At 72.1% G+C, this 24222-nt stretch carries 19 protein-coding genes and 1 tRNA gene; 7 read left to right on the top strand and 13 right to left on the bottom strand.

Annotated features, from left to right (window positions below):
• Nucleotides 1–178 precede the first annotated feature (178 nt).
• The 6 genes from tuf to rpoB all read right to left on the bottom strand — a co-directional run bounded on the left by tuf (nt 179) and on the right by rpoB (nt 12574).
• Nucleotides 179–1372: an elongation factor Tu gene (gene tuf, locus BM048_RS07335; RefSeq protein ID WP_090031899.1), complete on the bottom strand. Its 1194-nt coding sequence runs from the start codon at nt 1370–1372 to the stop codon at nt 179–181.
• 156 nt (nt 1373–1528) lie between these two features.
• The gene (gene fusA, locus BM048_RS07330) at nt 1529–3631 is read right to left on the bottom strand and encodes an elongation factor G (protein WP_090031897.1); all 2103 of its coding nucleotides are present in this window, start codon (nt 3629–3631) and stop codon (nt 1529–1531) included.
• A 158-nt stretch (nt 3632–3789) separates the two neighbouring features.
• On the bottom strand, nt 3790–4260 hold the full coding sequence (rpsG, locus tag BM048_RS07325) for a 30S ribosomal protein S7 (RefSeq protein WP_090031895.1): 471 nt from the start codon (nt 4258–4260) through the stop codon (nt 3790–3792).
• Nucleotides 4260–4631, bottom strand: a complete 372-nt coding sequence (gene rpsL / locus BM048_RS07320; protein ID WP_013770160.1) for a 30S ribosomal protein S12 — start codon at nt 4629–4631, stop codon at nt 4260–4262. Before rpsL ends, rpsG begins: the two co-directional genes overlap by 1 nt.
• Before the next feature lie 420 nt (nt 4632–5051).
• Complete coding sequence (locus BM048_RS07315) at nt 5052–8924, bottom strand: DNA-directed RNA polymerase subunit beta' (RefSeq protein WP_090031893.1); 3873 nt, start codon at nt 8922–8924, stop codon at nt 5052–5054.
• 140 nt (nt 8925–9064) lie between these two features.
• Nucleotides 9065–12574, bottom strand: a complete 3510-nt coding sequence (rpoB, locus tag BM048_RS07310) for a DNA-directed RNA polymerase subunit beta (RefSeq protein WP_090031892.1) — start codon at nt 12572–12574, stop codon at nt 9065–9067.
• A gap of 539 nt (nt 12575–13113) precedes the next feature.
• Here rpoB and BM048_RS07305 point away from each other — a divergent pair.
• Nucleotides 13114–13518 (top strand): DUF4383 domain-containing protein, encoded by a 405-nt coding sequence (locus BM048_RS07305; protein ID WP_090031889.1) that lies wholly within the window; start codon nt 13114–13116, stop codon nt 13516–13518.
• A 44-nt stretch (nt 13519–13562) separates the two neighbouring features.
• Nucleotides 13563–14159, top strand: coding sequence for a hypothetical protein (locus tag BM048_RS07300; RefSeq protein ID WP_139224358.1), 597 nt, complete (start codon nt 13563–13565; stop codon nt 14157–14159).
• Nucleotides 14160–14366: 207 nt separating this feature from the next.
• Here BM048_RS07300 and rplL read toward each other — a convergent pair whose 3' ends face one another.
• The 7 genes from rplL to BM048_RS07265 form a co-directional block, all read right to left on the bottom strand.
• Nucleotides 14367–14756 (bottom strand): 50S ribosomal protein L7/L12, encoded by a 390-nt coding sequence (gene rplL, locus BM048_RS07295; RefSeq protein ID WP_090031884.1) that lies wholly within the window; start codon nt 14754–14756, stop codon nt 14367–14369.
• Between the two features lie 125 nt (nt 14757–14881).
• Complete coding sequence (gene rplJ, locus BM048_RS07290) at nt 14882–15418, bottom strand: 50S ribosomal protein L10 (protein ID WP_090031882.1); 537 nt, start codon at nt 15416–15418, stop codon at nt 14882–14884.
• Between the two features lie 465 nt (nt 15419–15883).
• The gene (gene rplA / locus BM048_RS07285; protein ID WP_090031881.1) at nt 15884–16603 is read right to left on the bottom strand and encodes a 50S ribosomal protein L1; all 720 of its coding nucleotides are present in this window, start codon (nt 16601–16603) and stop codon (nt 15884–15886) included.
• A gap of 103 nt (nt 16604–16706) precedes the next feature.
• A complete protein-coding gene (gene rplK / locus BM048_RS07280; protein WP_090031879.1) occupies nt 16707–17138 on the bottom strand; it encodes a 50S ribosomal protein L11 in 432 nt (143 codons plus the stop codon).
• A gap of 91 nt (nt 17139–17229) precedes the next feature.
• A complete protein-coding gene (nusG, locus tag BM048_RS07275; protein WP_090031877.1) occupies nt 17230–18102 on the bottom strand; it encodes a transcription termination/antitermination protein NusG in 873 nt (290 codons plus the stop codon).
• Between the two features lie 118 nt (nt 18103–18220).
• The gene (gene secE / locus BM048_RS07270; RefSeq protein ID WP_090031876.1) at nt 18221–18505 is read right to left on the bottom strand and encodes a preprotein translocase subunit SecE; all 285 of its coding nucleotides are present in this window, start codon (nt 18503–18505) and stop codon (nt 18221–18223) included.
• A 55-nt stretch (nt 18506–18560) separates the two neighbouring features.
• Nucleotides 18561–18633, bottom strand: a tRNA-Trp gene (locus BM048_RS07265).
• Nucleotides 18634–18930: 297 nt separating this feature from the next.
• Here BM048_RS07265 and BM048_RS07260 point away from each other — a divergent pair.
• From BM048_RS07260 to BM048_RS07240, 5 genes are all read left to right on the top strand, one after another.
• Nucleotides 18931–20196, top strand: a complete 1266-nt coding sequence (locus BM048_RS07260; RefSeq protein WP_139224357.1) for a pyridoxal phosphate-dependent aminotransferase — start codon at nt 18931–18933, stop codon at nt 20194–20196.
• Between the two features lie 133 nt (nt 20197–20329).
• Complete coding sequence (locus BM048_RS07255) at nt 20330–21283, top strand: ABC transporter ATP-binding protein (RefSeq protein WP_090031873.1); 954 nt, start codon at nt 20330–20332, stop codon at nt 21281–21283.
• Nucleotides 21280–22149: an ABC transporter permease gene (locus BM048_RS07250; protein WP_090031871.1), complete on the top strand. Its 870-nt coding sequence runs from the start codon at nt 21280–21282 to the stop codon at nt 22147–22149. The genes BM048_RS07255 and BM048_RS07250 overlap by 4 nt, the downstream gene beginning before the upstream one ends.
• Nucleotides 22150–22237: 88 nt before the next feature.
• On the top strand, nt 22238–23467 hold the full coding sequence (locus tag BM048_RS07245) for a sensor histidine kinase (protein WP_139224356.1): 1230 nt from the start codon (nt 22238–22240) through the stop codon (nt 23465–23467).
• A 98-nt stretch (nt 23468–23565) separates the two neighbouring features.
• On the top strand, nt 23566–24192 hold the full coding sequence (locus tag BM048_RS07240; protein WP_090032112.1) for a response regulator: 627 nt from the start codon (nt 23566–23568) through the stop codon (nt 24190–24192).
• Nucleotides 24193–24222: the final 30 nt, after the last annotated feature.

Raw genomic sequence — 24222 nt, 5'->3', positions numbered from 1 at the left:
CGCGGCGGCGGTCCTCCACAGGCCACCGGCGGCTCGCGGGCTGGGGACGGCTCGAGGACGGCGCCGGAGCGTCCGGTGTGGGCGGTGGCCCGCCCGAGGACGACGGAGGGCCCGGGCGCCTCGCGGCGCCCGGGCCCTCCGGGTGGTGCTGATGATCAGGTGCCCCGAGGGGCGGTGATCACTTGAGGATCTTCGTGACCCGGCCCGAGCCGACGGTGCGGCCACCCTCGCGGATGGCGAAGCCGAGGCCCTCCTCCATGGCGATGGGCTGGATGAGGTTCACGGTGATCTCGGTGTTGTCACCGGGCATGACCATCTCGGTGCCCTCGGGCAGCGTGATGACGCCGGTGACGTCCGTCGTGCGGAAGTAGAACTGGGGGCGGTAGTTCCCGTAGAACGGGTTGTGCCGGCCGCCCTCGTCCTTGGCGAGGATGTAGACCTGGCCCTCGAACTCCGTGTGCGGGGTGATCGAGCCCGGCTTGACGACGACCTGGCCGCGCTCCACCTCCTCGCGCTTCGTGCCGCGGAGCAGCAGGCCGACGTTCTCGCCCGCCTCGGCGTAGTCGAGGAGCTTGCGGAACATCTCGACACCGGTGACGGTGGTCTTGATCGCCTTCTCCTTGATGCCGACGATCTCCACCTCCTCGTTCACCTTGAGGCGGCCACGCTCGACACGACCGGTGACGACGGTGCCACGGCCCGTGATGGTGAAGACGTCCTCGATCGGCATGAGGAACGGCTTGTCGATGTCGCGCACCGGGTCCGGCACGTTCTCGTCGATCGCGTCGAGCAGCGCCTCGACGGACTTGACCCACTCGGGGTCGCCCTCGAGGGCCTTGAGGCCCGAGACGCGCACGACCGGCACGTCGTCGCCGGCGAAGCCCTGCGAGGAGAGGAGCTCGCGCACCTCGACCTCGACGAGCTCGAGGATCTCCTCGTCGTCCACCATGTCGGACTTGTTCAGCGCGACCAGCAGGTAGGGCACGCCGACCTGGCGGGCGAGCAGGACGTGCTCACGCGTCTGGGCCATCGGGCCGTCGGTCGCCGCCACCACGAGGATGGCGCCGTCCATCTGCGCCGCACCCGTGATCATGTTCTTGATGTAGTCGGCGTGGCCGGGGGCGTCTACGTGCGCGTAGTGACGCTTCTCGGTCTGGTACTCGACGTGCGCGATGTTGATCGTGATACCGCGCTGCTTCTCCTCCGGCGCCTTGTCGATCTCGTCGAACGGCGTGAAGGGGTTCAGGTCCGGGTACTTGTCGTGCAGGACCTTCGAGATCGCGGCGGTCAGCGTCGTCTTGCCGTGGTCGACGTGACCGATGGTCCCGATGTTGACGTGCGGCTTCGTCCGCTCGAACTTCGCCTTGCCCACTGGGTGTCCTCCTCAGGACTTGGTAGAGATGTGCGCGTTGCCTCGGGCCAACCGTAGCCCACGCCCGCGCGGTCCTCCGGGTCGGGTTGTCGTGCTGGGTGGTGCTGGGCCGGGGCCGGCCGGTCGGTGGACCGACCGGCACCCGTCCCTGCGGGACTACTCGCCCCGGGTCTTCTTGATGATCTCCTCGGCCACGTTGCGCGGGACCTCGGCGTAGCTGTCGAACTGCATGGAGTACACGGCGCGGCCCTGGGTCTTCGACCGCAGGTCGCCCACGTAGCCGAACATCTCCGACAGCGGGACCAGCGCGCGGACCACCTTGACGCCGGTGGCGTCCTCCATCGACTGGATCATGCCGCGGCGCGAGTTCAGATCGCCGATGACGTCGCCCATGTAGTCCTCGGGCGTGCGGACCTCGACGGCCATGACGGGCTCGAGGAGCACCGGGTCCGCCTTCCGGACGGCCTCCTTGAGGACCATGGAGCCCGCGATCTTGAACGCCATCTCCGAGGAGTCGACGTCGTGGTACGCGCCGTCGAGCAGCGTGGCCTTCACGCCGACCAGCGGGAACCCGGCGAGGACGCCGAGCTGCATGGCCGACTGGATGCCCTGGTCCACCGACGGGATGTACTCGCGGGGGATGCGGCCACCGGTGACCTTGTTGTCGAACTCGTAGAGCTCGCCCTCGGCCGGGTCCAGCGGCTCGAAGGACATCTGGACCTTCGCGTACTGGCCGGAGCCACCGGTCTGCTTCTTGTGGACGTAGTCGATCTTCTCCACCGCACGACGGATCGTCTCGCGGTAGGCCACCTGCGGCTTGCCGACGTTGGCCTCGACCTTGAACTCGCGCCGCATGCGGTCGACGAGGATGTCGAGGTGGAGCTCGCCCATGCCGCCGATGACGGTCTGGCCGGTCTCCTCGTCGAGCTTGACCCGGAACGTCGGGTCCTCCTCGGCGAGCTTCTGGATGGCCGTGGAGAGCTTCTCCTGGTCACCCTTCGTCTTGGGCTCGATCGCCACGTCGATGACGGGCTCCGGGAACGTCATCGACTCGAGGATCACCGGGGCCGACGGGTCGCACAGCGTGTCGCCCGTGGTCGTGTCCTTCAGGCCGATGAAGGCGTAGATGTGGCCCGCCTGGGCCTCCTCCACCGGGTTCTCCTTGTTGGAGTGCATCTGGAAGAGCTTCCCGATGCGCTCCTTCTTGCCCTTCGTCGAGTTCACGACCTGGGCGCCCGAGGGCACCTTGCCGGAGTAGACGCGGACGTAGGTGAGCTTGCCGAAGAACGGGTGCGCCGCGATCTTGAACGCCAGCGCCGAGAACGGCTCCGTGGCGTCCGCGTGCCGCGTGACGACGACCTCCTCGTCCTTGACGTCGTGACCCTCGACCGAGGGGACGTCCAGCGGGGAGGGCAGGTAGTCGATGACCGCGTCGAGCATGGGCTGCACGCCCTTGTTCTTGAACGCGGAGCCGCAGAGGACCGGGTAGGCCTCAGAGGCGATCGTGAGCTTGCGGATGCCGGCCTTGATCTCGGCCGTCGTCAGCTCCTCGCCGCCGAGGAACTTCTCGAGCAGCTCGTCGTCGCTCTCCGCCACGGCCTCGACGAGGGCGGCGCGGTACTCCGCGGCGCGCTCGGCCAGGTCGGCGGGGATCTCCTCGATGTCGTACTTCTCGCCCAGCTTCGTCTCGCCGTGCCAGACGAGCGCGCGCATCTCGACGAGGTCGACCACGCCGGTGAAGCCGCCCTCGGAGCCGATCGGCAGCTGGATGACCAGCGGCTTGGCCTTGAGGCGGTTCACGATCGTGTCGACCGTGAAGTAGAAGTCGGCGCCGAGCTTGTCCATCTTGTTGACGAAGCAGATGCGGGGGACGTCGTACTTGTCCGCCTGCCGCCACACCGTCTCGGACTGGGGCTCCACGCCCTCCTTGCCGTCGAACACGGCGACCGCGCCGTCGAGCACGCGCAGCGAGCGCTCGACCTCGACCGTGAAGTCGACGTGGCCGGGCGTGTCGATGATGTTGATCTGGTTGTCGTTCCAGAAGCACGTCGTCGCCGCGGACGTGATGGTGATGCCGCGCTCCTGCTCCTGCTCCATCCAGTCCATCGTGGCGGCGCCGTCGTGGACCTCGCCGATCTTGTAGCTGACCCCGGTGTAGAACAGGATCCGCTCGGTGGTGGTCGTCTTGCCGGCGTCGATGTGCGCCATGATGCCGATGTTGCGGACCTTGGTGAGGTCCGTCAGCACGTCCAGTGCCACGTGTGTTGCCCCTTGTCGGTCGGCTGTGGGTCAGCGGGTTGCGGGCAGCCCGCTGATCGGCCCGGGGAACACCCGGGTGGTGACCGGCCGGCGGCCGCCCGTCCGGCCCGGGCACGACGCCCGACGAGGGGCGCCGGCCGCGGCCGGACGGGACGGTGTCACCAGCGGTAGTGCGCGAACGCCCGGTTGGACTCCGCCATCTTGTGCATGTCCTCGCGGCGCTTCACGGCGGCACCCAGGCCGTTGGAGGCGTCGAGGATCTCGTTCATGAGGCGCTCGGTCATCGTCTTCTCGCGACGCGCGCGGGAGAAGTCGGTCAGCCAGCGCAGCGCCAGCGTCGTCGCACGGACGGGCCGCACCTCGACCGGCACCTGGTAGGTGGCGCCACCGACACGACGGGAGCGGACCTCGAGCGCCGGGCGCACGTTGTCCAGGGCCCGCTTGAGCACGACGACCGGGTCGCCGTCCACCTTGGAGCGGACGCCCTCGAGCGCGCCGTAGACGATGGCCTCCGCGACGGTCTTCTTGCCGTCGAGCAGGACCTTGTTGATGAGCTGCGTGACGACCGGGGACCCGTAGACGGGGTCGACGATCAGCGGCCGCTTCGGGGCCGGACCCTTGCGAGGCATCAGCCCACCTTCTTCGCGCCGTAGCGGCTGCGCGCCTGCTTGCGGTTCTTGACGCCCTGGGTGTCCAGCGCGCCGCGGACGATCTTGTAGCGGACGCCCGGGAGGTCCTTCACGCGGCCGCCGCGCACGAGCACGATGGAGTGCTCCTGCAGGTTGTGGCCGACGCCGGGGATGTACGCGGTGACCTCGACCTGCGAGGACAGGCGGACGCGCGCGACCTTGCGGAGGGCCGAGTTCGGCTTCTTCGGGGTCGTTGTGTAGACGCGGGTGCACACACCGCGTCGCTGGGGGGAGCCCTTGAGGGCAGGCGTCTTCGACTTGTTCGTCTTCGCCTGCCGGCCCTTGCGGACCAGCTGCTGGATCGTAGGCACTACGTCTCCGAGTCTGTGGGAGTTCTCTGGTCGACCGGACCCGTCACCCAGGACGGCCGGCAGGGTCCGGATCGTCGCCCGTCGCGCGACTACCCCGGTGGTCTAACGTCCCGCACCGACCCCCGCGCCCGGGCGTGTCGCCCCGGTCCCCTCCCGCACGGCCGGTCCCCTCCGTCAGGAGCGGTCCTCGTGTGGTGAGCGGGCCGTCGCCCGCCCCGCTCCCCCGAGGGGGACGTGGTCCGCGAGCACAGCACAGAGGCCCGACGACGCGGGCACGATGCCCCACGCTACCCGGCGGTCGTCGGGCGGTCAAAAGACCACCGGCGGGCCGGCAGGTGCGCAGGACGTCGGGGACAACGGCCCGGGGGCCCGCCGCATTCCCGCACGGGGCGGGAGGCGGCGGGCCCCCGGGTGAGGACGTCAGCGGTACTCGCCGCCGAAGTCGATGTCCTCGAGCGGGATCGCCTCGCCGGAGCCGAAGCCCAGCGCCGGGAAGTCGATCTCGTCGTAGCCGAAGGCCGGGTACAGCTCGGCCTTGGCGGACTCCGTCGGCTCGACCCGCACGTCGCCGTAGCGCGACAGGCCGGTGCCGGCGGGGATGAGCTTGCCGAGGATGACGTTCTCCTTGAGGCCGAGCAGCGGGTCGGACCGACCCGACATCGCGGCCTCGGTGAGGACGCGCGTCGTCTCCTGGAAGGACGCCGCCGACAGCCACGAGTCCGTGGCCAGCGAGGCCTTGGTGATGCCCATGAGCTCCGGACGGCCGGCGGCTGGCTGGCCACCCTCGGACACGGCCTTGCGGTTCGCGTCCTCGAACCGGCCCCGCTCGGCGAGCTCGCCGGGCAGCAGGTCGGTCTCGCCGGAGTCGAGCACCGTCACGCGCCGCAGCATCTGCCGCACGATGACCTCGATGTGCTTGTCGTGGATGTCCACGCCCTGGGAGCGGTAGACCTCCTGGACCTCGTCCACCAGGTGCTTCTGCGTGGCGCGCGGGCCGAGGATGCGCAGGACCTTCTTGGGGTCCACCGCACCCTGCACCAGCTGCGTGCCGACCTCGACGTGGTCGCCGTCGCTGACCACCAGGCGCGAGCGCTTGGTGATCGGGTACGCGATCTCCTCGGAGCCGTCGTCCGGCGTCAGCACGATCCGACGGGAGCGGTCGCCCTCCTCGATCGTCACGCGTCCGGAGAACTCCGCGATGGGCGCCTCACCCTTGGGGGTGCGGGCCTCGAAGAGCTCCTGGACACGGGGCAGACCCTGGGTGATGTCCTCCGCGGAGGCGACACCACCCGTGTGGAAGGTACGCATCGTCAGCTGCGTGCCGGGCTCGCCGATCGACTGGGCCGCGATGATGCCGACGGCCTCGCCGATGTCGACGAGCTTGCCCGTCGCCAGGGAGCGGCCGTAGCACTTGGCGCAGGTCCCGACGCGCGACTCGCAGGTGAGCACGGAGCGCACCTTGAGGGTCGTGACGCCGGCCTCGAGCAGGCGCGCCAGGAGCACGTCGCCGACGTCCTCCCCCGCGTGCCCGACGACCTCGCCGTCGACGACGGAGTCCGTCGCCAGCGTGCGCGAGAAGACGCTCGTCTCCACCTTGTCGTGCAGGCGCAGCGTGCCGTCGCGCCCCTCGGTGGCGATGGGCATCGTCAGGCCGCGCTCGGTGCCGCAGTCGTCCTCGCGGACGATGACGTCCTGGGAGACGTCCACCAGACGACGGGTGAGGTACCCGGAGTCGGCGGTCCGCAGGGCGGTGTCCGCGAGGCCCTTGCGGGCACCGTGCGTGGCGATGAAGTACTCGAGGACCGACAGGCCCTCGCGGTAGTTCGACTTGATCGGGCGCGGGATGATCTCGCCCTTCGGGTTGGCGACGAGGCCGCGCATGCCGGCGATCTGGCGGACCTGCATCCAGTTGCCGCGGGCGCCCGAGCCGACCATCCGGTACACCGTGTTGCGCGCCGGGAAGTTCTCCAGCATCGCCTTGGCGACCTTCTCGGTGGCCTGGTTCCAGATCTCGATGAGCTCCTGGCGGCGCTCGTCGTCGGTGATCAGACCCTTGTCGTACTGGCCCTGGACCTTGGCGGCCCGCGCCTCGTGCTCCTCGAGGATCGCCTGCTTCTCGGCCGGGGCCGCGACGTCGGAGATCGCGATCGTCACGCCCGAGCGGGTGGCCCAGCGGAAGCCGGCCTCCTTGAAGGCGTCCAGCGACGCGGCGACGTCCACCTTGGGGTAGCGCTCCGCCAGGTCGTTGATGATCACCGAGAGGCGCTTCTTGTCGACGACGCCGTTCTCGTACGGGTAGTCCACGGGCAGCAGCTCGTTGAACAGGGCCCGGCCGAGCGTCGTCTCGAAGAGCAGCGGCTCGCCCTGGGTCCAGCCCTCGGGCGCGGCCTCCTCGGCCAGCACGAGGTCGTCGAACCGGATCCGCACGACCGCGTTCAGGTCCAGGCTGCCCTGGTCGAACGCCATGATCGCCTCGGACACCGAGCTGAACGCCCGGCCCGCGCCGAGCGCGTCCTCCTTGTCCGACGTGAGGTGGAACAGGCCGATGATCATGTCCTGCGAGGGCATGGTCACGGGGCGGCCGTCGGACGGCTTGAGGATGTTGTTGCTCGAGAGCATGAGGATGCGGGCCTCGGCCTGCGCCTCGGCGCTCAGGGGCAGGTGGACGGCCATCTGGTCGCCGTCGAAGTCGGCGTTGAACGCGCCGCAGACGAGCGGGTGCAGGTGGATCGCCTTGCCCTCGACGAGCTGCGGCTCGAACGCCTGGATGCCGAGGCGGTGCAGCGTGGGCGCCCGGTTCAGCAGGACCGGGTGCTCCGTGATGACCTCCTCGAGCACGTCCCAGACGACGGGGCGCGCGCGCTCGACCATGCGCTTGGCCGACTTGATGTTCTGCGCGTGGTTGAGGTCCACGAGCCGCTTCATGACGAAGGGCTTGAAGAGCTCGAGCGCCATCTGCTTGGGCAGGCCGCACTGGTGCAGCTTGAGCTGCGGGCCGACGACGATGACCGAGCGGCCGGAGTAGTCGACGCGCTTGCCGAGCAGGTTCTGGCGGAACCGGCCCTGCTTGCCCTTGAGCATGTCGGAGATCGACTTCAGCGGACGGTTGCCGGGGCCCGTGACCGGGCGGCCGCGGCGGCCGTTGTCGAACAGCGAGTCCACGGCCTCCTGGAGCATCCGCTTCTCGTTGTTGACGATGATCTCCGGCGCGCCCAGGTCCAGGAGCCGCTTGAGGCGGTTGTTCCGGTTGATGACGCGGCGGTACAGGTCGTTGAGGTCGCTCGTGGCGAAGCGACCGCCGTCGAGCTGGACCATCGGGCGCAGGTCCGGCGGGATGACCGGGACCGCGTCGAGGACCATGCCCGTGGGCGAGTTGCTCGTCGTGAGGAACGCGTTGACGACCTTGAGGCGCTTCAGCGCACGGGTCTTCCGCTGGCCCTTGCCGGTGCGGATGATCTCGCGCAGGTTCTCCGCCTCGGCGTCCAGGTCGAACGCCTCGAGGCGCTTCTGGATCGCGGCGGCACCCATGGAGCCCTCGAAGTAGATGCCGAACCGGTCCAGGAGCTGGCGGTAGAGCATCTCGTCGCCCTCGAGGTCCGCGACCTTGAGGTTCTTGAAGCGGTCCCACACCTGGTCGATGCGCTCGATCTCGGTGTCGGCGCGCTTGCGGATCTGCGCCATCTCGCGCTCGGCCGAGTCGCGCACCTTGCGGCGCACGTCCGACTTCGCGCCCTCCGCCTCGAGCTCGGCCAGGTCGGCCTCGAGCTTCGCGGCGCGCGTGTTGATGTCGTTGTCGCGCCGGTCGGCGATCTCCTTCTTCTCCAGGTCGATGCCGTTCTGGAGGTTGGGGAGGTCGGCCTGCCGGCCCTCCTCGTCGACGGACGTGATCATGTACGCCGCGAAGTAGATGACCTTCTCGAGGTCCTTGGGCGCCAGGTCCAGCAGGTAGCCCAGGCGCGACGGGACGCCCTTGAAGAACCAGATGTGCGTGACGGGCGCGGCGAGCTCGATGTGGCCCATGCGCTCACGACGGACCTTCGAACGCGTCACCTCGACGCCGCAGCGCTCGCAGATGATGCCCTTGAAGCGCACGCGCTTGTACTTGCCGCAGTAGCACTCCCAGTCCCGAGTGGGTCCGAAGATCTTCTCGCAGAAGAGCCCGTCCTTCTCCGGCTTGAGGGTGCGGTAGTTGATGGTCTCGGGCTTCTTGACCTCGCCCTTGGACCAGGAGCGGATGTCGTCGGCCGTGGCCAGCCCGATGCGGAGCTGGTCGAAGACGTTGACGTCGAGCAAGGGGGTCCTACTTCCTTCGTGTGCCGGCGCCGCACGCGGGGCTGCCGACGGGGGGAGATTGAGGAAGGTGCGGGCCGCCCGGCCGGGCCGGCGTCACCCCGGTCAGGGGCGACGCCGGCCGCGAGCCGGTCGGCTCGACGTCAGATCTCTTCGATGCTGCTGGCGTTGGGCCGGCGCGACAGGTCGATGCCGAGCTCCTCCGCCGCGCGGTAGACCTCGTCGTCGTTCTCCTTCATGTCGATCGTGACGCCGTCCGCGGACAGCACCTCGACGTTCAGGCAGAGCGACTGCATCTCCTTGAGGAGGACCTTGAAGGACTCCGGGATCCCCGAGTCGGGGATGTTCTCGCCCTTGACGATCGCCTCGTAGACCTTGACGCGCCCGGGGACGTCGTCGGACTTGATCGTGAGGAGCTCCTGCAGCGTGTAGGCCGCCCCGTACGCCTCGAGCGCCCACACCTCCATCTCGCCGAACCGCTGGCCGCCGAACTGGGCCTTACCGCCCAGGGGCTGCTGCGTGATCATCGAGTAGGGGCCGGTCGAACGGGCGTGGATCTTGTCGTCGACCAGGTGGTGGAGCTTGAGGATGTACATGTAGCCCACGGCCACGGGGTCCGGGAACGGCTCGCCGGAGCGGCCGTCGAACAGCCGCGCCTTGCCGTCGCCCTGGACCATCCGCGCGCCGTCCCGGTTCGGGCGGGTGCTGGAGAGCAGGCCCGTGAGGACGCCCTCGGGCACGCCGTCGAAGACGGGGGTGCCGACCGGGGTGCCCGGCTCGGAGCGCTCCGCGACCTGCGGCACCTGGTCGCGCCAGGAGAGGTCCGCGCCGTCGGCGAGCTCGATGTCCCAGCCCTGCTTCGCGACCCACCCGAGGTGGACCTCGAGCACCTGGCCGACGTTCATGCGGCCGGGCACGCCCATGGGGTTGAGGACGACGTCGACCGGCGTCCCATCCTCGAGGAACGGCATGTCCTCGACGGGCAGGATCTTGGAGATGACGCCCTTGTTGCCGTGGCGGCCGGCGAGCTTGTCCCCGTCCGTGATCTTGCGCCGCTGGGCGATGTAGACGCGGACGAGCTCGTTCACGCCGGCGGGCAGCTCGTCGCCGTCCTCGCGGTTGAACGTGCGCACCTCGATGACCGTGCCGGACTCGCCGTGGGGCACCTTGAGGGACGTGTCGCGGACCTCGCGGGCCTTCTCGCCGAAGATCGCGCGCAGCAGGCGCTCCTCCGGGGTCAGCTCGGTCTCGCCCTTGGGCGTGACCTTCCCGACGAGCACGTCGCCCGCCGCCACCTCGGCGCCGATGCGGATGATGCCGCGCTCGTCCAGGTCGGCCAGGACCTCCTCGGAGACGTTCGGGATGTCCCGCGTGATCTCCTCGGGGCCGAGCTTCGTGTCGCGCGCGTCGACCTCGTGCTCCTCGATGTGGATCGAGCTGAGCACGTCGTCCTGCACGAGGCGCTGGCTGAGGATGATCGCGTCCTCGTAGTTGTGGCCCTCCCACGACATGAACGCCACGAGCAGGTTGCGGCCGAGCGCGAGCTCGCCCTCGTCCGTCGCGGGGCCGTCGGCCAGCACGGAGCCGACCTCGACGCGGGCGCCGTTCTCCACCAGGACGCGCTGGTTGTAGCTCGTGCCCTGGTTGGAGCGGCGGAACTTCGCGACCCGGTAGGTCGACGTCGTCGCGTCGTCGTTGGCGACCGTGATGAGGTCCGCGGAGACCTCCGTGACCACGCCCGGCTTCGTGGCCACGATGACGTCGCCCGCGTCGACGGCCGCACGCCGCTCCATGCCGGTGCCGACGAGCGGCGCCTCGGAGCGGACCAGCGGCACGGCCTGCCGCTGCATGTTGGCGCCCATGAGCGCGCGGTTGGCGTCGTCGTGCTCGAGGAACGGGATGAGCGCGGTGGCGACCGAGACCATCTGCCGCGGCGAGACGTCCATGTAGTCGACGGTCGCGCCCGGGACGAGGTCCGGCTCGCCGCCCTTCATGCGGACGAGGACGCGGTCCTCCTGGAAGGACCCGTCGGCGTTGAGCAGCACGTTCGCCTGCGCGATGACGTGGCGGTCCTCGTCGTCGGCCGTGAGGTAGTGCACCTCGTCCGTCACGACGCCGTCGACGACCCGGCGGTACGGGGTCTCGACGAACCCGAAGGGGTTGATCCGCCCGTAGGTGGCCAGCGAGCCGATGAGACCGATGTTCGGGCCCTCGGGGGTCTCGATGGGGCACATGCGGCCGTAGTGCGACGGGTGGACGTCGCGGACCTCCATGCCGGCGCGGTCGCGGGACAGACCACCCGGGCCGAGGGCCGACAGGCGCCGCTTGTGCGTCAGACCCGCGAGCGGGTTGTTCTGGTCCATGAACTGCGACAGCTGCGACGTCCCGAAGAACTCCTTGATCGACGCCACCACCGGGCGGATGTTGATCAGGGTCTGCGGGGTGATCGCCTCGACGTCCTGCGTCGTCATGCGCTCGCGCACGACGCGCTCCATCCGCGACAGGCCCGTGCGGACCTGGTTCTGGATGAGCTCGCCGACCGCGCGGATGCGGCGGTTGCCGAAGTGGTCGATGTCGTCGGTCTCGACGCGGATGCCCACGTCCTCACCGGCGCGGCGGCCGGGGAGCTCGGCGACGTCGGCGTGCAGCGCGGCCAGGTACTTGATGGTCGCCACGACGTCGTCGACGGACAGGACGGAGTCCGCGAGGGGCACGTCGATGCCGAGCTTCTTGTTCAGCTTGTAGCGGCCGACCTTCGCCAGGTCGTAGCGCTTGGGGTTGAAGTAGAAGTTCTCGAGCAGCGCGCGGCCGGCCTCGACCGTGGGCGGGTCGCCCGGACGGATCTTGCGGTACAGGTCGAGGAGGGCCTCGTCCTGCGTGAGGACGTGGTCCTTGTCCAGCGTGTCGAGCACCGCCGGGTAGTCGGCGAACTGCTCGCGGATCTCCTCCGCGGACATGCCGAGCGCCTTGAGCAGGACCGTGGCGTTCTGCTTGCGCTTGCGGTCGACGCGGACGCCGACGTTGTCGCGCTTGTCGATCTCGAACTCGAGCCAGGCACCACGGCTCGGGATGACCTTGGCGGACAGGATGTCCTTGTCGGAGGTCTTGTCGGCCGTGCGCTCGAAGTACACGCCCGGGGACCGGACGAGCTGGGAGACGACGACGCGCTCCGTGCCGTTGATGATGAACGTGCCGCGCTCGGTCATGAGCGGGAAGTCGCCCATGAAGACCGTCTGGCTCTTGATCTCACCGGTGGTGTAGTTGACGAACTCCGCGGTGACGAACAGTGGGGCCGCGTAGGTGAAGTCCTTCTCCTTGCACTCGTCCGCCGTGTACTTGGCCGGCTCGAAGCGGTGCTCGCGGAAGGACAGCGACATCGTCTGGCCGTAGTCCTCGATCGGGGAGATCTCCTCGAAGATCTCCTCCAGACCGGCGGTCTCGGGGACGTCCTGGCGCCCGGTCTCGAGGGCGGCGGCCACGCGGGCCTGCCAGCGCTCGTTGCCGAGCAGCCAGTCGAAGCTCTCGGTCTGCAGACCCAGCAGGTCCGGGACCTCGAGCGGCTCGTAGATCTTGGCGAACGAGATGCGGCGCGACGCGGTGCGGTTCGCGATGGCGTCGGCGGTCGGTGCAGAAGGGGTGCGCGAGGCAGCCAAGAGGGGTCCTTCCCAGCGGATCGTGTGCCACGGCGCCTGACCCGGCTTGACGCGACCCCCCGGCCGTGCGGGCCCCCACCGCCGCGTACGGACGACGTCTGGGGGCTCGGGTTATACGGGGTCGCGGACACAGGTCAGCGCAAAGCGACAGCCTACGCGTGCGCGCGCCGTGTGTAAACCCGCTAGCCACCGCACCGGTCGAGGGCCGCGAGCTGCGACCGACCGGTGGTCGGGGCGACGCCGTCGTCGCGCCGCAAGGATGACACACGCCGCGCGGACGGGGAAGCGCAGGGGCCGGACCTGGGGACGGGTTCACCCCGTGGCCGGGTCCCCGCGCCTCCCCGGTGGCGGTGCACCAGGTCAACCGTCCGGGTCGGAGCACGGCGCACGCCGGCAGCGATGCCGGGCCGCGCCGCGCACGACCCCGTCCAGACCGGCGCGGGCACCGAACACCCGGCAGGACGTGCACCCGCGCGACCTGCACCGTGCCGGCTCGCCGGCGTGCACACCAGGGGTCAGCCGCCCCGGAGGGAGTCACCATGACCCAGAGCCCGAACCGCCTCGTCGCCACGGTGTTCGGCGCCGTCTACCTGCTCGTCGGCCTGCTCGGCTTCACCGTGACGGGCGGCGTGCCGTTCGTCGGGCAGGAGGGCAACCCGCTGATCGTCTTCGAGGTCAACCCGCTGCACAACATCGTGCACCTGCTCATCGGCGCCGCCCTCCTGGCGTCCTCGCGCCGGGTCTCGAGCGCCAAGGGCATGAACACGACCGTCGGCGCCGTCTACCTCCTCGTCGGCATCGTCGGGCTGTTCATCATCGGCAGCAGCGCGAACATCCTGGCCCTCAACGGCGCCGACAACGTGCTGCACCTCGGCAGCGCGCTGATCCTGCTCGCCGTCGGCCTCGGTGCGGACAAGGGCACCGCCCGCGCCCGCACCGTGTGAGCACAGGCGTGAGCACAGGCGTGAGCACAGGCGTGAGGACAGGCGTGAGCACAGGCGTGAGCTCTCTCGCCGCCGGCCGGCCGGTCGCGGGGGCACGACCCGCGACCGGCGCCTGGCCCGCCGAGCCCGGCGGCGCGTTCGTCGCGCGGACCTGGGGCGCCTGCGCGGGCCTCGGGACCGGGCTCGTGCTGGCCGCCGTCGGTGCCGAGCACCTGGCGCACCACCCCGCGGCGGCCGTGCTGCTGCTCGCGCTCGCCGCCGCGGCGCTCGGCGCGGCGGTGCTGGCGCTGCGCGGGCCGGGCGGCCACCTCCGTGCGGGCGCGGCGGTGCTCGCCGTGGGCGGCGCCGGGCTCGCGCTCGTCGGCACGGTCACGGCCACGGTCGGCGTGGCCGAGGTCAGCGGCCTCGTGCTCGGTGCGCTGGGCGGGCTGCTCCTCGCGCTGGCGCACCGCGGCTCGGCCGGCGGCCCGCCGGCGCACGCCCCCGGTGGCCGCGCGGTCGCCGGTCGGCTGCTCCTGGTCGCTGTGGGCGCCGTGCTCGCCGCGGCGCTGACGACCGCGGGGCTGGCCGCCACGGAGGCCGGCGCCCACGCCGTCCCCCACGGCAGCCACGGTCTGGGCGGCAGCGGCCACCACGGCTGACGGCGCGCCGTCGCGGACGCCACGCTCCCCCGCCCCGCCCGGGTCCGGGTCCGGGTCCGGGTCCCGGGTCCTGATGGCCCCTCTGCACGACGACGAGGCCCGCACCCCTGCAGGGGTGCGGGCCTCGGTGCTTCCGGGACGACGGCCGGGTGGGCCGCACGTCCGGACCGACCGGCGGCGGACCGGGTGGGCCCGCCGCCGGCGCGATCACTTGAGGTCGACGGTGGCGCCGGCGCCCTCGAGCTGCGCCTTGGCCTTCTCCGCGTTCTCCTTGGTCACGCCCTCCAGGACGGCCTTGGGGGCGGCGTCGACGAGGTCCTTGGCCTCCTTCAGGCCGAGGCTCGTCAGGGCGCGCACCTCCTTGATGACCTGGATCTTCTTGTCGCCGACCGCGGAGAGGACGACGTCGAACGAGTCCTTCTCCTCCTCGACCGGGGCGTCGGCGGCGCCGCCGCCGGCAGCCGGCGCGGCCACGGCGACCGGGGCGGCCGCGGTGACGCCGAAGGTGTCCTCGAACTCCTTCACGAACTCCGAGAGCTCGATGAGGGTGAGCTCCTTGAACGCGTCGATGAGCTCGGCGGTGCTGAGCTTCGCCATGGTGGCGTCTCCTTCGTGACGTTCCCCGCCGGTCGGCCGACCGGCGGGAGGTGGGGTGGTCCTTGCGGATGCAGCGCGGGTGCTGCCGGTGGTGCGAGGGTGGTGTCAGCGGAGAGCCCGGGGGCTCAGGCCGCCTCCGCCGTGCCCTCGGCCTGCTGGGCGCGCAGCGCCTCGACGACGCGGGCGGCCGAGGAGGCCGGCGCGGCGAAGAGGTACACGGCCTGGCTGAGGGCGCCCTTCATGGCGCCCGCGGCCTTCGCCAGCAGCACCTCGCGGGACTCGAGGTCCGCGAGCTTGGTGACGTCCGCGGCGGTCAGGGCGCGCCCGTCGAGGACACCACCCTTGATGACCAGTGCGGGGTTCGCCCGGGCGAAGTCACGCAGACCCTTCGCGACGGAGACCGGGTCTCCGGTGACGAAGGCGATCGCCGACGGGCCCGCGAGGGCGGCGTCGTCGAGGCCGTCGAGACCGGCGTCCTTGGCCGCGATCGCGGTCAGCGTGTTCTTCACCACGGCGTAGGTCGCGTCGCCGCTCAGGGAACGCCGGAGCGTCTTGAGCTGGGCCACGCTGAGACCGCGGTACTCGGTCAGCACGGCCGCGTTCGAGCTGCGGAACCTGTCCGTGAGCTCGGCGATCGCGGCGGCCTTGTCCGGCTTCGCCATGGCTGTCCTTCCGGTGGTGGTGCCACCGGTCGCGTCCGGGCCCCGAACGACGGAGAGCCCCGCGCAGGCGCGGGGCTCACGGCGCACCGGCCCTCGCGACGGCGCGGGGCCGGTCGGGGTGCGGTGCTCGGTGATGCTCTCGCCTGCGCTGGCCTCCGCTGCTGCGGGACTTCGGGCGGCGCACCTTTCCCCGGCCTGGGCCTGGGAGGGGTGTGCCGACGACCGGCGGTCTTGGGCGTCGACCAGGGTACGCGACGGCGCGCGCTCGGCCAAATCCCCTCCGGAACGCACCTCGGGCACACCGACCGGCACAGCGAGCGGCACAGCGACCGGCACAGCGACCGGCATCTTGACCGGCACCCCGACGGCAGATCGACCGGGCACCCCCGGGACGCCGACGGCCCGGCTCCCACGCGGGGGAACCGGGCCGTCGGTGCGGACCACCCGTGCGGGCGGACGGGCGGCTCAGGCCGCGTCGTCCTCCGCCGTGAGGTTCCGGGTCTTGTTCTGGTCGAGCAGGATGCCCGGGCCGTTGGTCGTCGAGATCGTCGCCTTGGCGATGTAGCGGCCCTTGGAGGCGGCCGGCTTCAGACGCAGGATCTCGTCGAGGGCGGCGGCGTAGTTCTCCACCAGCGCGGTGTCCGAGAACGACGTCTTGCCGATGATGAAGTGCAGGTTCGCGTGCTTGTCCACGCGGAACTCGATCTTGCCGCCCTTGATGTCGGTCACGGCCTTGGTGACGTCCATCGTGACCGTGCCGGTCTTGGGGTTCGGCATGAGGCCGCGCGGGCCGAGGACCTTGCCCAGGCGCCCGACCTTGCCCATGAGGTCCGGCGTCGCCACGGCGGCGTCGAAGTCCGTGTAGCCGCCGGCGACCTTGGCGATGAGCTCGTCGCCGCCCACCTCGTCGGCACCGGCCGCGCGCGCCTGCTCGGCACGCTCGCCCGTCGCGAAGACGATGACGCGGGCGGTCTTGCCCGTGCCGTGCGGCAGGTTGACCGTGCCGCGGACCATCTGGTCCGCCTTGCGCGGGTCGACGCCGAGGCGGAAGGCCACCTCGACCGTGGCGTCGTACTTCGTGGTGGACGTCGTCTGCGCGAGGCGGATCGCCTCGAGCGGGGCGTAGACCCGGCCGGCCTCGATCTTCTCGGCGGCGGCGCGGTACGCCTTGCTGTGCTGTGCCATCTGCTTCTCCTGATCAGCAGTCGTGGTGCGGGCCGCACAGGCCCTTCCACAGGTCCGTCGCGGCGGGGGTGCCGCGACGGCTGGTGCTGGTGGTGCGGGGGCGTCAGCCCTCGACCGTGATGCCCATCGAGCGGGCGGTGCCGGCGATGATCTTCTCGGCGGCGGCGAGGTCGTTGGCGTTGAGGTCCTCGAGCTTCGTGGAGGCGATCTCGCGGACCTGGTCGGCCGACAGCGTCGCGACCTTCGTCGTGTGCGGCGTCGCGGAGCCCTTGGCCACGCCCGCGGCCTTCTTGATGAGCTCGGCGGCCGGCGGCGTCTTCGTCACGAAGGTGAACGAGCGGTCCTCGTACACCGTGATCTCGACGGGGATGACGTTGCCGCGCTGGGCCTCGGTCGCCGCGTTGTACGCCTTGCAGAACTCCATGATGTTCACGCCGTGCTGACCCAGCGCGGGGCCGATCGGCGGCGCGGGGGTGGCGGCGCCGGCCTTGATCTGGAGCTTGATCAGACCGGTGACCTTCTTCTTCGGGGGCATGACGCCTTCCGTCCTCTTCGTCGTGGGCCGACGCCGTGGGCGATGACCCGGTTGCATCCGACCCGCGGCGCGGGTCCGTCCGGACGTCCGGTCAGATCTTGGAGACCTGGCCGAACGACAGCTCGACCGGGGTCTCCCGGCCGAAGAGCGACACGAGCACCTTGAGCTTCTGGTTCTCGGGGTTGATCTCGGAGATCGTCGCGGGCAGCGTGTCGAACGGGCCGCCGTCGGTGACGGTGACCGACTCGCCGACGACGAAGTCGACCTCGATCGGGGTGGCCGAGCGCTGCGGGGCCGCGGCACCGCCGGCGGCCGGCTTCGGCGCGAGCGTCGGGGCCAGCATGGAGAAGACCTCGGACTGCGTCAGCGGCACGGGCTGGTGCGTGTGGCCGACGAAGCCCGTCACGCCGGGGGTGTGGCGCACCGCGCCCCACGACTCGTCCGTGAGGTCCATGCGGACGAGGACGTAGCCGGGGATGCGCACGCGCTTGACGACCTTGCGCTGCGCGTTCTTGATCTCCACGACCTCTTCCATGGGGACCTCCACCTGGTAGATGAAGTCCTCCATGTTGAGGCTCTGGCGACGGTTCTCGAGGTTCGCCTTCACACGGTTCTCGTAGCCCGCGTACGAGTGGATGACGTACCAGTCGCCCGGCAGCGTCCGCAGCTTGTTCTTGAAGGCGAGCTCGGGGTCCTCGTCCGGGTCCACCTCGTCGTCGGCGGCCACGAGCGCCTCGTCGTCCGTGCCGGCGGCGCCGGGCGCCTCGTCCTCGGTCACGTCGTCGACCTCGGCGTCCGCACCTGCGTCCGCACCGTCCGTGGAGGGCGCGTCGGCGCCGGCGGCCGCCTCGGCGTCCTGGGAGGCGTAGGAGACGTCCTCGCCCGTCGCCTCGACGGACGTCAGGGCGTCCGCGAGGTCGGCACCGGCGAGGGAGCCACCGGGCTCCTGCGACTGCTGCGACACGTGCTGACCTGCTTTCTCCAGGGTGGGGCGCCGCGGGGGCGCCGGCGATCGGTGCGGACGGGCGGACGTGCCGCCGGCCGCGTGCGTGCGGTGCGCTGCTGCGACGCCGACCGACCGGTCAGCCGCCGAACACCCAGAAGGTCAGGCGCCCGACGCCGAGGTCGACCAGCGTGACGAACGCCATGACCACCACCACGAACACGAGCACCACGAGCGTGTACCGCACGAGCTCGGTGCGCGTGGGCCAGACGACCTTGCGGAGCTCGGCCACGACCTGCCGCACGAAGAGCGCGATCCGGGCGAACAGCCCGCGGCGCGCGGGCCCGGGACGAGCCGGCAGCGCCGACGCCCCGGACGCCGGGTCCGGCGCGTCGGGCGTCCGAGCCGTTGCCGTATCGCTCACGTGCCAGAACCCCTACGTCTCGTGTCCGGACGACCCCCGACGGGTGCCGCGTGCGCAGGGCAGACAGGACTCGAACCTGCAACCTGCGGTTTTGGAGACCGCTGCGCTACCAATTGCGCCACTGCCCTACGGCGGGACCGGGACCGACGACGACACGCTGCGTCCCGAGCACCGACCCTCTCGGGCCCTGCGCGGGACGCGGCTCATCGTCACGGACTCGACCGCCGAGGGGACACTCTACGCGACGGTTCCCGGCGGGTCGAACCGCCCGTCCCGGTGGACCACCGGGGGACCGCCCGGGAAGTCCCGCGGAACGCCGGTGGGACGTCCGGTGGGACGTCCGGTGGGACGTCCGGTGGAACGCACGGTGGAACGCCTGGCGGCACGGGCGGCCCGGCCCGGAGCACGTCTGCCAGGATGGCACCGTGAGCGAGACCAGCGCCGCAGCCGCCGCCAGCCCGTCGTCCGCACCGTCCGCCCAGGACGGCGCACGCACCCGCGTCTCGCGCCGCGTGGGGGCCATCGCCGAGTCCGCCACGCTCGCGGTCGACGCGCGGGCGAAGGCGCTGAAGGCGGCCGGCCGGCCCGTCATCGGCTTCGGGGCGGGCGAGCCGGACTTCCCGACGCCGCCGGAGATCGTCGAGGCCGCGGTGCGGGCCGCCCAGGACCCCGCCTCCCACCGGTACACCCCGACCGCCGGCCTGCCGGCGCTGCGGGAGGCGGTCGCCGCCAAGACCCTGCGCGACTCGGGCTACGCGGTCGACCCGTCCCGCGTCCTCGTCACCAACGGCGGCAAGCAGGCCGTCTTCACCGCCTTCGCGACGCTGCTGGACCCGGGCGACGAGGTGCTGCTGCCGACCCCCGCCTGGACCACGTACCCCGAGGCGGTCCGGCTGGCCGGCGGCGTGCCCGTCGAGGTGTTCGCCGGGCCCGAGCAGGGCTACCGCGTCTCCGTGGAGCAGCTCGAGGAGGCGCGCACCCCGCGCACGAAGGTGCTCCTGCTGTGCTCGCCCTCGAACCCGACGGGCGCGGTGCTGACGTCCGAGGAGACGGCGGACGTGGGGCGCTGGGCCCTCGAGCACGGGCTCTGGGTCGTCACCGACGAGATCTACGAGCACCTCGTGTACGACGACGCCGTCGCCACCCCCGTGCTGCGCGCGGTGCCCGAGCTGGAGGACCGGACCGTCGTGCTCAACGGCGTGGCCAAGACGTACGCGATGACCGGCTGGCGCGTGGGATGGCTGACCGGTCCGGCGGACGTCGTCACGGCGGCGACGAACCTCCAGTCGCACCTGACCTCGAACGTCGCCAACGTGTCGCAGCGCGCGGCCCTGGCGGCCCTGACGGGCGACCTCACCGCCGTCGCGCGCATGCGGGAGGCCTTCGACCGCCGCCGGCGGACGATGGTGTCGATGCTGTCGGCGATCGACGGCGTCGAGGTCCCCGTGCCGCAGGGCGCCTTCTACGCCTACCCCTCGGTGCAGGGGCTGCTCGGCCGGACGCTGCGCGGACGCACGCCCACGACGTCGGCCGAGCTCGCCGCCCTCGTGCTCGACGAGGTCGAGGTCGCGGTCGTCCCCGGCGAGGCGTTCGGGCCGAGCGGCTTCCTGCGCCTGTCCTACGCCCTGGGCGACGACGACCTCGTCGAGGGCGTCGGCCGCCTGCAGGGCCTCCTGGCCGAGGCGCGCTGAGGGCACCGCACCACCGGCGCCACCACCGGCGTCACCACCGGTGTCCACCGGCCGGGGTCCACCGGTCGGTGGACACCGGGGACGACCGGACGTCCGTCGCGGCGGGGCCCCGCCCGCGGCCAGGCTCGTCGCCATGGTCACCACGAGCGCCCGGGCCGACGCCGCCGTCGTCGTCCGCGGGCTGACGAAGCACTACGGCGACAAGCGGGCCGTCGACGGCCTCGACCTGGACGTGGCGCGCGGAGAGTGCGTCGCGGTCCTGGGCCCGAACGGGGCCGGCAAGACGACGACCGTCGAGGTCCTCGAGGGCTACCGCCGGCGGGACGGCGGCGAGGTCGCGGTGCTCGGCCAGGACCCCGGCACCGCGGGTCGTGACTGGCGCACCCACGTCGGCATCGTCCTGCAGAGCGCCGACGACGCCGCCGAGGCGACCGTCGGCGAGCTCGTGCGGCAGTTCGCGCGGTACTACCCCGACCCGCGGGACCCGGCCGAGGTCGTCGCCGCCGTCGGCCTGCAGGACCGCGAGCGCACCCGCGTCCGCCGCCTGTCGGGCGGGCAGCGCCGACGGCTCGACGTCGCCCTCGGCATCGTCGGGCGGCCCGAGCTCCTGTTCCTCGACGAGCCCACCACCGGCTTCGACCCGCAGGCGCGCCACGAGTTCTGGGACCTCGTGCACCGCCTGCGCGACGAGGGCACGACCGTTCTGCTGACGACGCACTACCTCGAGGAGGCCGAGCGGCTGGCCGACCGGGTCGTCGTCGTCGCCGCCGGGCGGGTCGTCGGGTCCGGGACGCCGGCCGCCCTCGGCGGCCGCGCCGCCCGCAGCGCGGTCGTGCGCTGGGTCGAGGACGGCGCCGCGCGGGAGCTGACCACGGACGCCCCCACCCGCGTCGTCGCCGAGCTCGCGGCGCGCTGGGCCGACCGCGGCCTCGACGAGGTGCCGGGGCTCGAGGTGCGTCGCCCGACGCTGGAGGACGTGTACCTGCGGATGATCGGCGAGGCGGCGGGCACCACCGACGGCCTCCCCGCGGCGACGGGTGCCACGGACGCCGTGCGGGTCGGGGCGCGGGTGGGGGTGCCGGCATGAGCGCCACCACCGAGCGGCGGGCCGGCGTCACCGCGAGCCCCCCGGCGCGGACCTCCGTCCGCCTGCCGAGCACGCTCCGCCTCGGGCTCGCGCGCACGCAGCACGAGGTGCGGCTGTTCTTCCGGGAGCGCGACGCCGTCGTGTTCGTCTTCGCCTACCCCGTCATCATGTTGGCCATCTTCGCGACGGTCTTCGGCGGGCAGGAGGACGTCGCGGCACCCGGGGTCACCTTCGCGCAGTACTTCCTGCCGGGCATGGTCGCGACGGGGGTCGTGCTGTCGAGCTTCCAGCAGCTCGCCACGACGATCGCGGTGGAGCGCGACGAGGGCGGCCTCAAGAGGCTGCGCGGGACGCCGCTGCCCGCCTCGGCGTACTTCCTGGGCAAGGTCGGGCAGGTGCTGGTGACGTCGCTGCTGCAGACGGCGCTGCTCCTGGTGGTCGCGGCCGTGGTCTACGACGTGCCGCTGCCGGGGGACGTGGCGCGGTGGGTCACCTTCGCGTGGGTGTGGGCGCTCGGCACGGCGGCCGGTGCGGTGTGCGGCGTGGCGTTCTCCTCCGTGCCGCGCTCGGGCCGGTCCGCCTCGGCCGTCGTGACGCCGGTCGTGCTCGTGCTGCAGTTCGTCTCCGGGGTGTTCTTCGCCTTCGACGACCTGCCCTCGTGGATGCAGTCCCTGGCGTCGTTCTTCCCGCTCAAGTGGCTGGCCCAGGGCATGCGGTCGGTGTTCCTGCCCGACGCCGCCGCGGCGGCCGAGGTCGGCGGGTCGTGGCAGCACGGCGCGACGGCGGCGGTCCTCGTCGCGTACCTCGTCGTCGGGCTGGTGCTGGGGGCGCGCACCTTCCGCTGGACGCGGCGGGACGCCGGCTGAGGCGGCGGCCGGAGGGGGACGTGGTCCGACGTGACGGGCGGGTGCGGGGTCGGCGCCGCGTGTCGGCGGGGTGTGGGAGGGTCCGGGCATGGCGGGTGACGAGCGGGCGCCGGTGGAGCGCTCGGAGTTCTGGCGGCGCACGATGCGCGGCTGGGACCTGGCGTTCTACGCCCTCGCGCTCGTCGTGGGCGTCCCGACCGCCGTGTCCGCCCTGCGCCCGCCCGGGTCGGCGACGTCCCTGCTCGCCGTCGCGGCCCTCCTCGTGCTCGTCGTCGCCTACGTGCTGCTGGGACGGCGGGCGGCGCTGCAGGGCCGCCCCCGCGGCGCGGACGCCTACCTCGTCGTGCTCGTCGTCGTCACGGGCGTGGCGACGTGGTCGGGCGACTTCGGCTTCGTGCTGCTGTTCATCGCCTACTCGCAGGTGTGGTTCTTCAGCCGGCGGCGGTCGGCCGGCGTCGCCTGGTGCGTCGCCCTCACCCTCGTCGTGGCCGGGGCGGCCGTCCTCCGCCTGGGCTCGTGGAGCGACGAGGCCGGTGAGGTCGCCACGCAGATGACGATCAGCCTCGCCTTCGCCGTCGTCCTCGGCCTGTGGATCACGCAGATCGCCGAGCAGAGCGAGGAGCGGGCGGGCCTCATCGAGCGCCTGGAGCACGCGCAGGCCGCCCTCGCCGCCGAGCACCACGCGGCCGGGGTGCTGGCCGAGCGGGCGCGGGTCGCGCAGGAGATCCACGACACGCTCGCCCAGGGCTTCACCAGCGTCGTCATGCTGGCGCAGACGGCCACGGCCGAGCTCGAGCGGGGCGGCCGCGACGAGGTGCGCCGCCGCCTCGCGCAGATCGAGGCGGTCGCCCGCGACAACCTCGCCGAGGCGCGTGCGCTCGTCGCCGCGTTCGGGCCGGCCGCCCTCGACGGCGTCACGCTGGGCGAGGCGCTGGAGCGGCTGGCCCGCCGCTTCGAGGCGGAGACCGGGGTGGAGGTGGTGCTGGCGGGGACCGCCACCACGGGGACCGCCACCACCGCGGACGGCCCCGGGCGCGAGACGGAGGTGGTGCTCCTGCGCGCCGCACAGGAGGCCCTGGCGAACGTCCGGCGTCATGCCGACGCCCGCCGGGTCACCGTCCGCCTCGTGCACGCCCCGGGGGGCACCCGCCTCGAGGTCGAGGACGACGGCCGCGGCATCGCCCCCGGCACGCCCGAGGGGACCGGCCTGCGCGGGATGCGCGACCGGGCCGCGGCCACCGGTAGCGACCTCCTCGTCGGCCCGGGGCCGTCCGGCGGCACCCGCCTGAGCCTGCACCTGCCCGAGGGGTCCCGGTGAGCGGCGGGGCCGGCACGGCGGGCACGGCGGGCACGGCGGGCACGGCGGGCACGGCGGGCACGGCGGGCACGGCGGGCACGGCGGGCACGGCGGGCACGGTGCGGGTCCTGCTGGCCGACGACCACCCCGTCGTGCGGTCGGGGCTGGCGGGCATGCTCGCCGTCGAGCCGGACCTCGAGGTCGTGGGCGAGGCGGCGGACGGCGGGGAGGCCGTGCGGCTGGCGCACGCGCTGGCGCCCGACGTGGTCCTCATGGACCTGCGCATGCCGGGCACCGACGGCGCGACGGCGACGGCCCGCCTGCGCGCCGAGCTGCCGGGCGTGCACGTCGTCGTCCTGACCACGTACGAGACGGACGCGGACATCCTGCGCGCGGTCGAGGCCGGCGCGACGGGGTACCTGCTCAAGGACACCCCCCGGGACCAGCTCGTCGCCGCGGTGCGTGCCGCCGCCGCCGGACGGACCACCCTCTCCCCCGGCGTCGCCGCCCGGCTCGTCCAGCAGGTGCGCGGCGAGGGCGACCGCCTCACGCCGCGCGAGCTCGAGGTGCTGGCCGGCGTCGCCCGGGGCCTGTCCAACGCCGGCATCGGCCGCGAGCTGTTCATCACCGAGGCGACCGTGAAGACGCACCTGCTGCGCGCCTTCGCCAAGCTCGGCGTGGACGACCGGACCCGGGCGGTCACCATCGCCATGGAACGTGGTCTGCTGCCGGGCACGGGAGGCTGACCTGCGCTGACGGCGCTCGCCCGGCTGGCA

Source organism: Cellulomonas marina (assembly GCF_900111925.1).
Classification (GTDB): Bacteria; Actinomycetota; Actinomycetes; order Actinomycetales; family Cellulomonadaceae; genus Cellulomonas; species Cellulomonas marina.
Note: the sequence above shows the minus strand (reverse complement) of the source record. Positions and strands in the feature narration are given on the sequence as shown.

Bases quoted from the DNA above. Each gene is read 5' to 3' on its own strand.
- rplJ (WP_090031882.1), bottom strand. From the start codon at position 15,418: ATGGCGAAGCCGGACAAGGCCGCCGCGATCGCCGAGCTCACGGACAGG.
- rplK (WP_090031879.1), bottom strand. From the start codon at position 17,138: ATGCCCCCGAAGAAGAAGGTCACCGGTCTGATCAAGCTCCAGATCAAG.
- BM048_RS07255 (WP_090031873.1), top strand. From the start codon at position 20,330: ATGGTCACCACGAGCGCCCGGGCCGACGCCGCCGTCGTCGTCCGCGGG.
- BM048_RS07250 (WP_090031871.1), top strand. From the start codon at position 21,280: ATGAGCGCCACCACCGAGCGGCGGGCCGGCGTCACCGCGAGCCCCCCG.
- rplA (WP_090031881.1), bottom strand. From the start codon at position 16,603: ATGGCACAGCACAGCAAGGCGTACCGCGCCGCCGCCGAGAAGATCGAG.
- rpsG (WP_090031895.1), bottom strand. From the start codon at position 4,260: ATGCCTCGCAAGGGTCCGGCCCCGAAGCGGCCGCTGATCGTCGACCCC.
- rplL (WP_090031884.1), bottom strand. From the start codon at position 14,756: ATGGCGAAGCTCAGCACCGCCGAGCTCATCGACGCGTTCAAGGAGCTC.
- BM048_RS07305 (WP_090031889.1), top strand. From the start codon at position 13,114: ATGACCCAGAGCCCGAACCGCCTCGTCGCCACGGTGTTCGGCGCCGTC.
- BM048_RS07245 (WP_139224356.1), top strand. From the start codon at position 22,238: ATGGCGGGTGACGAGCGGGCGCCGGTGGAGCGCTCGGAGTTCTGGCGG.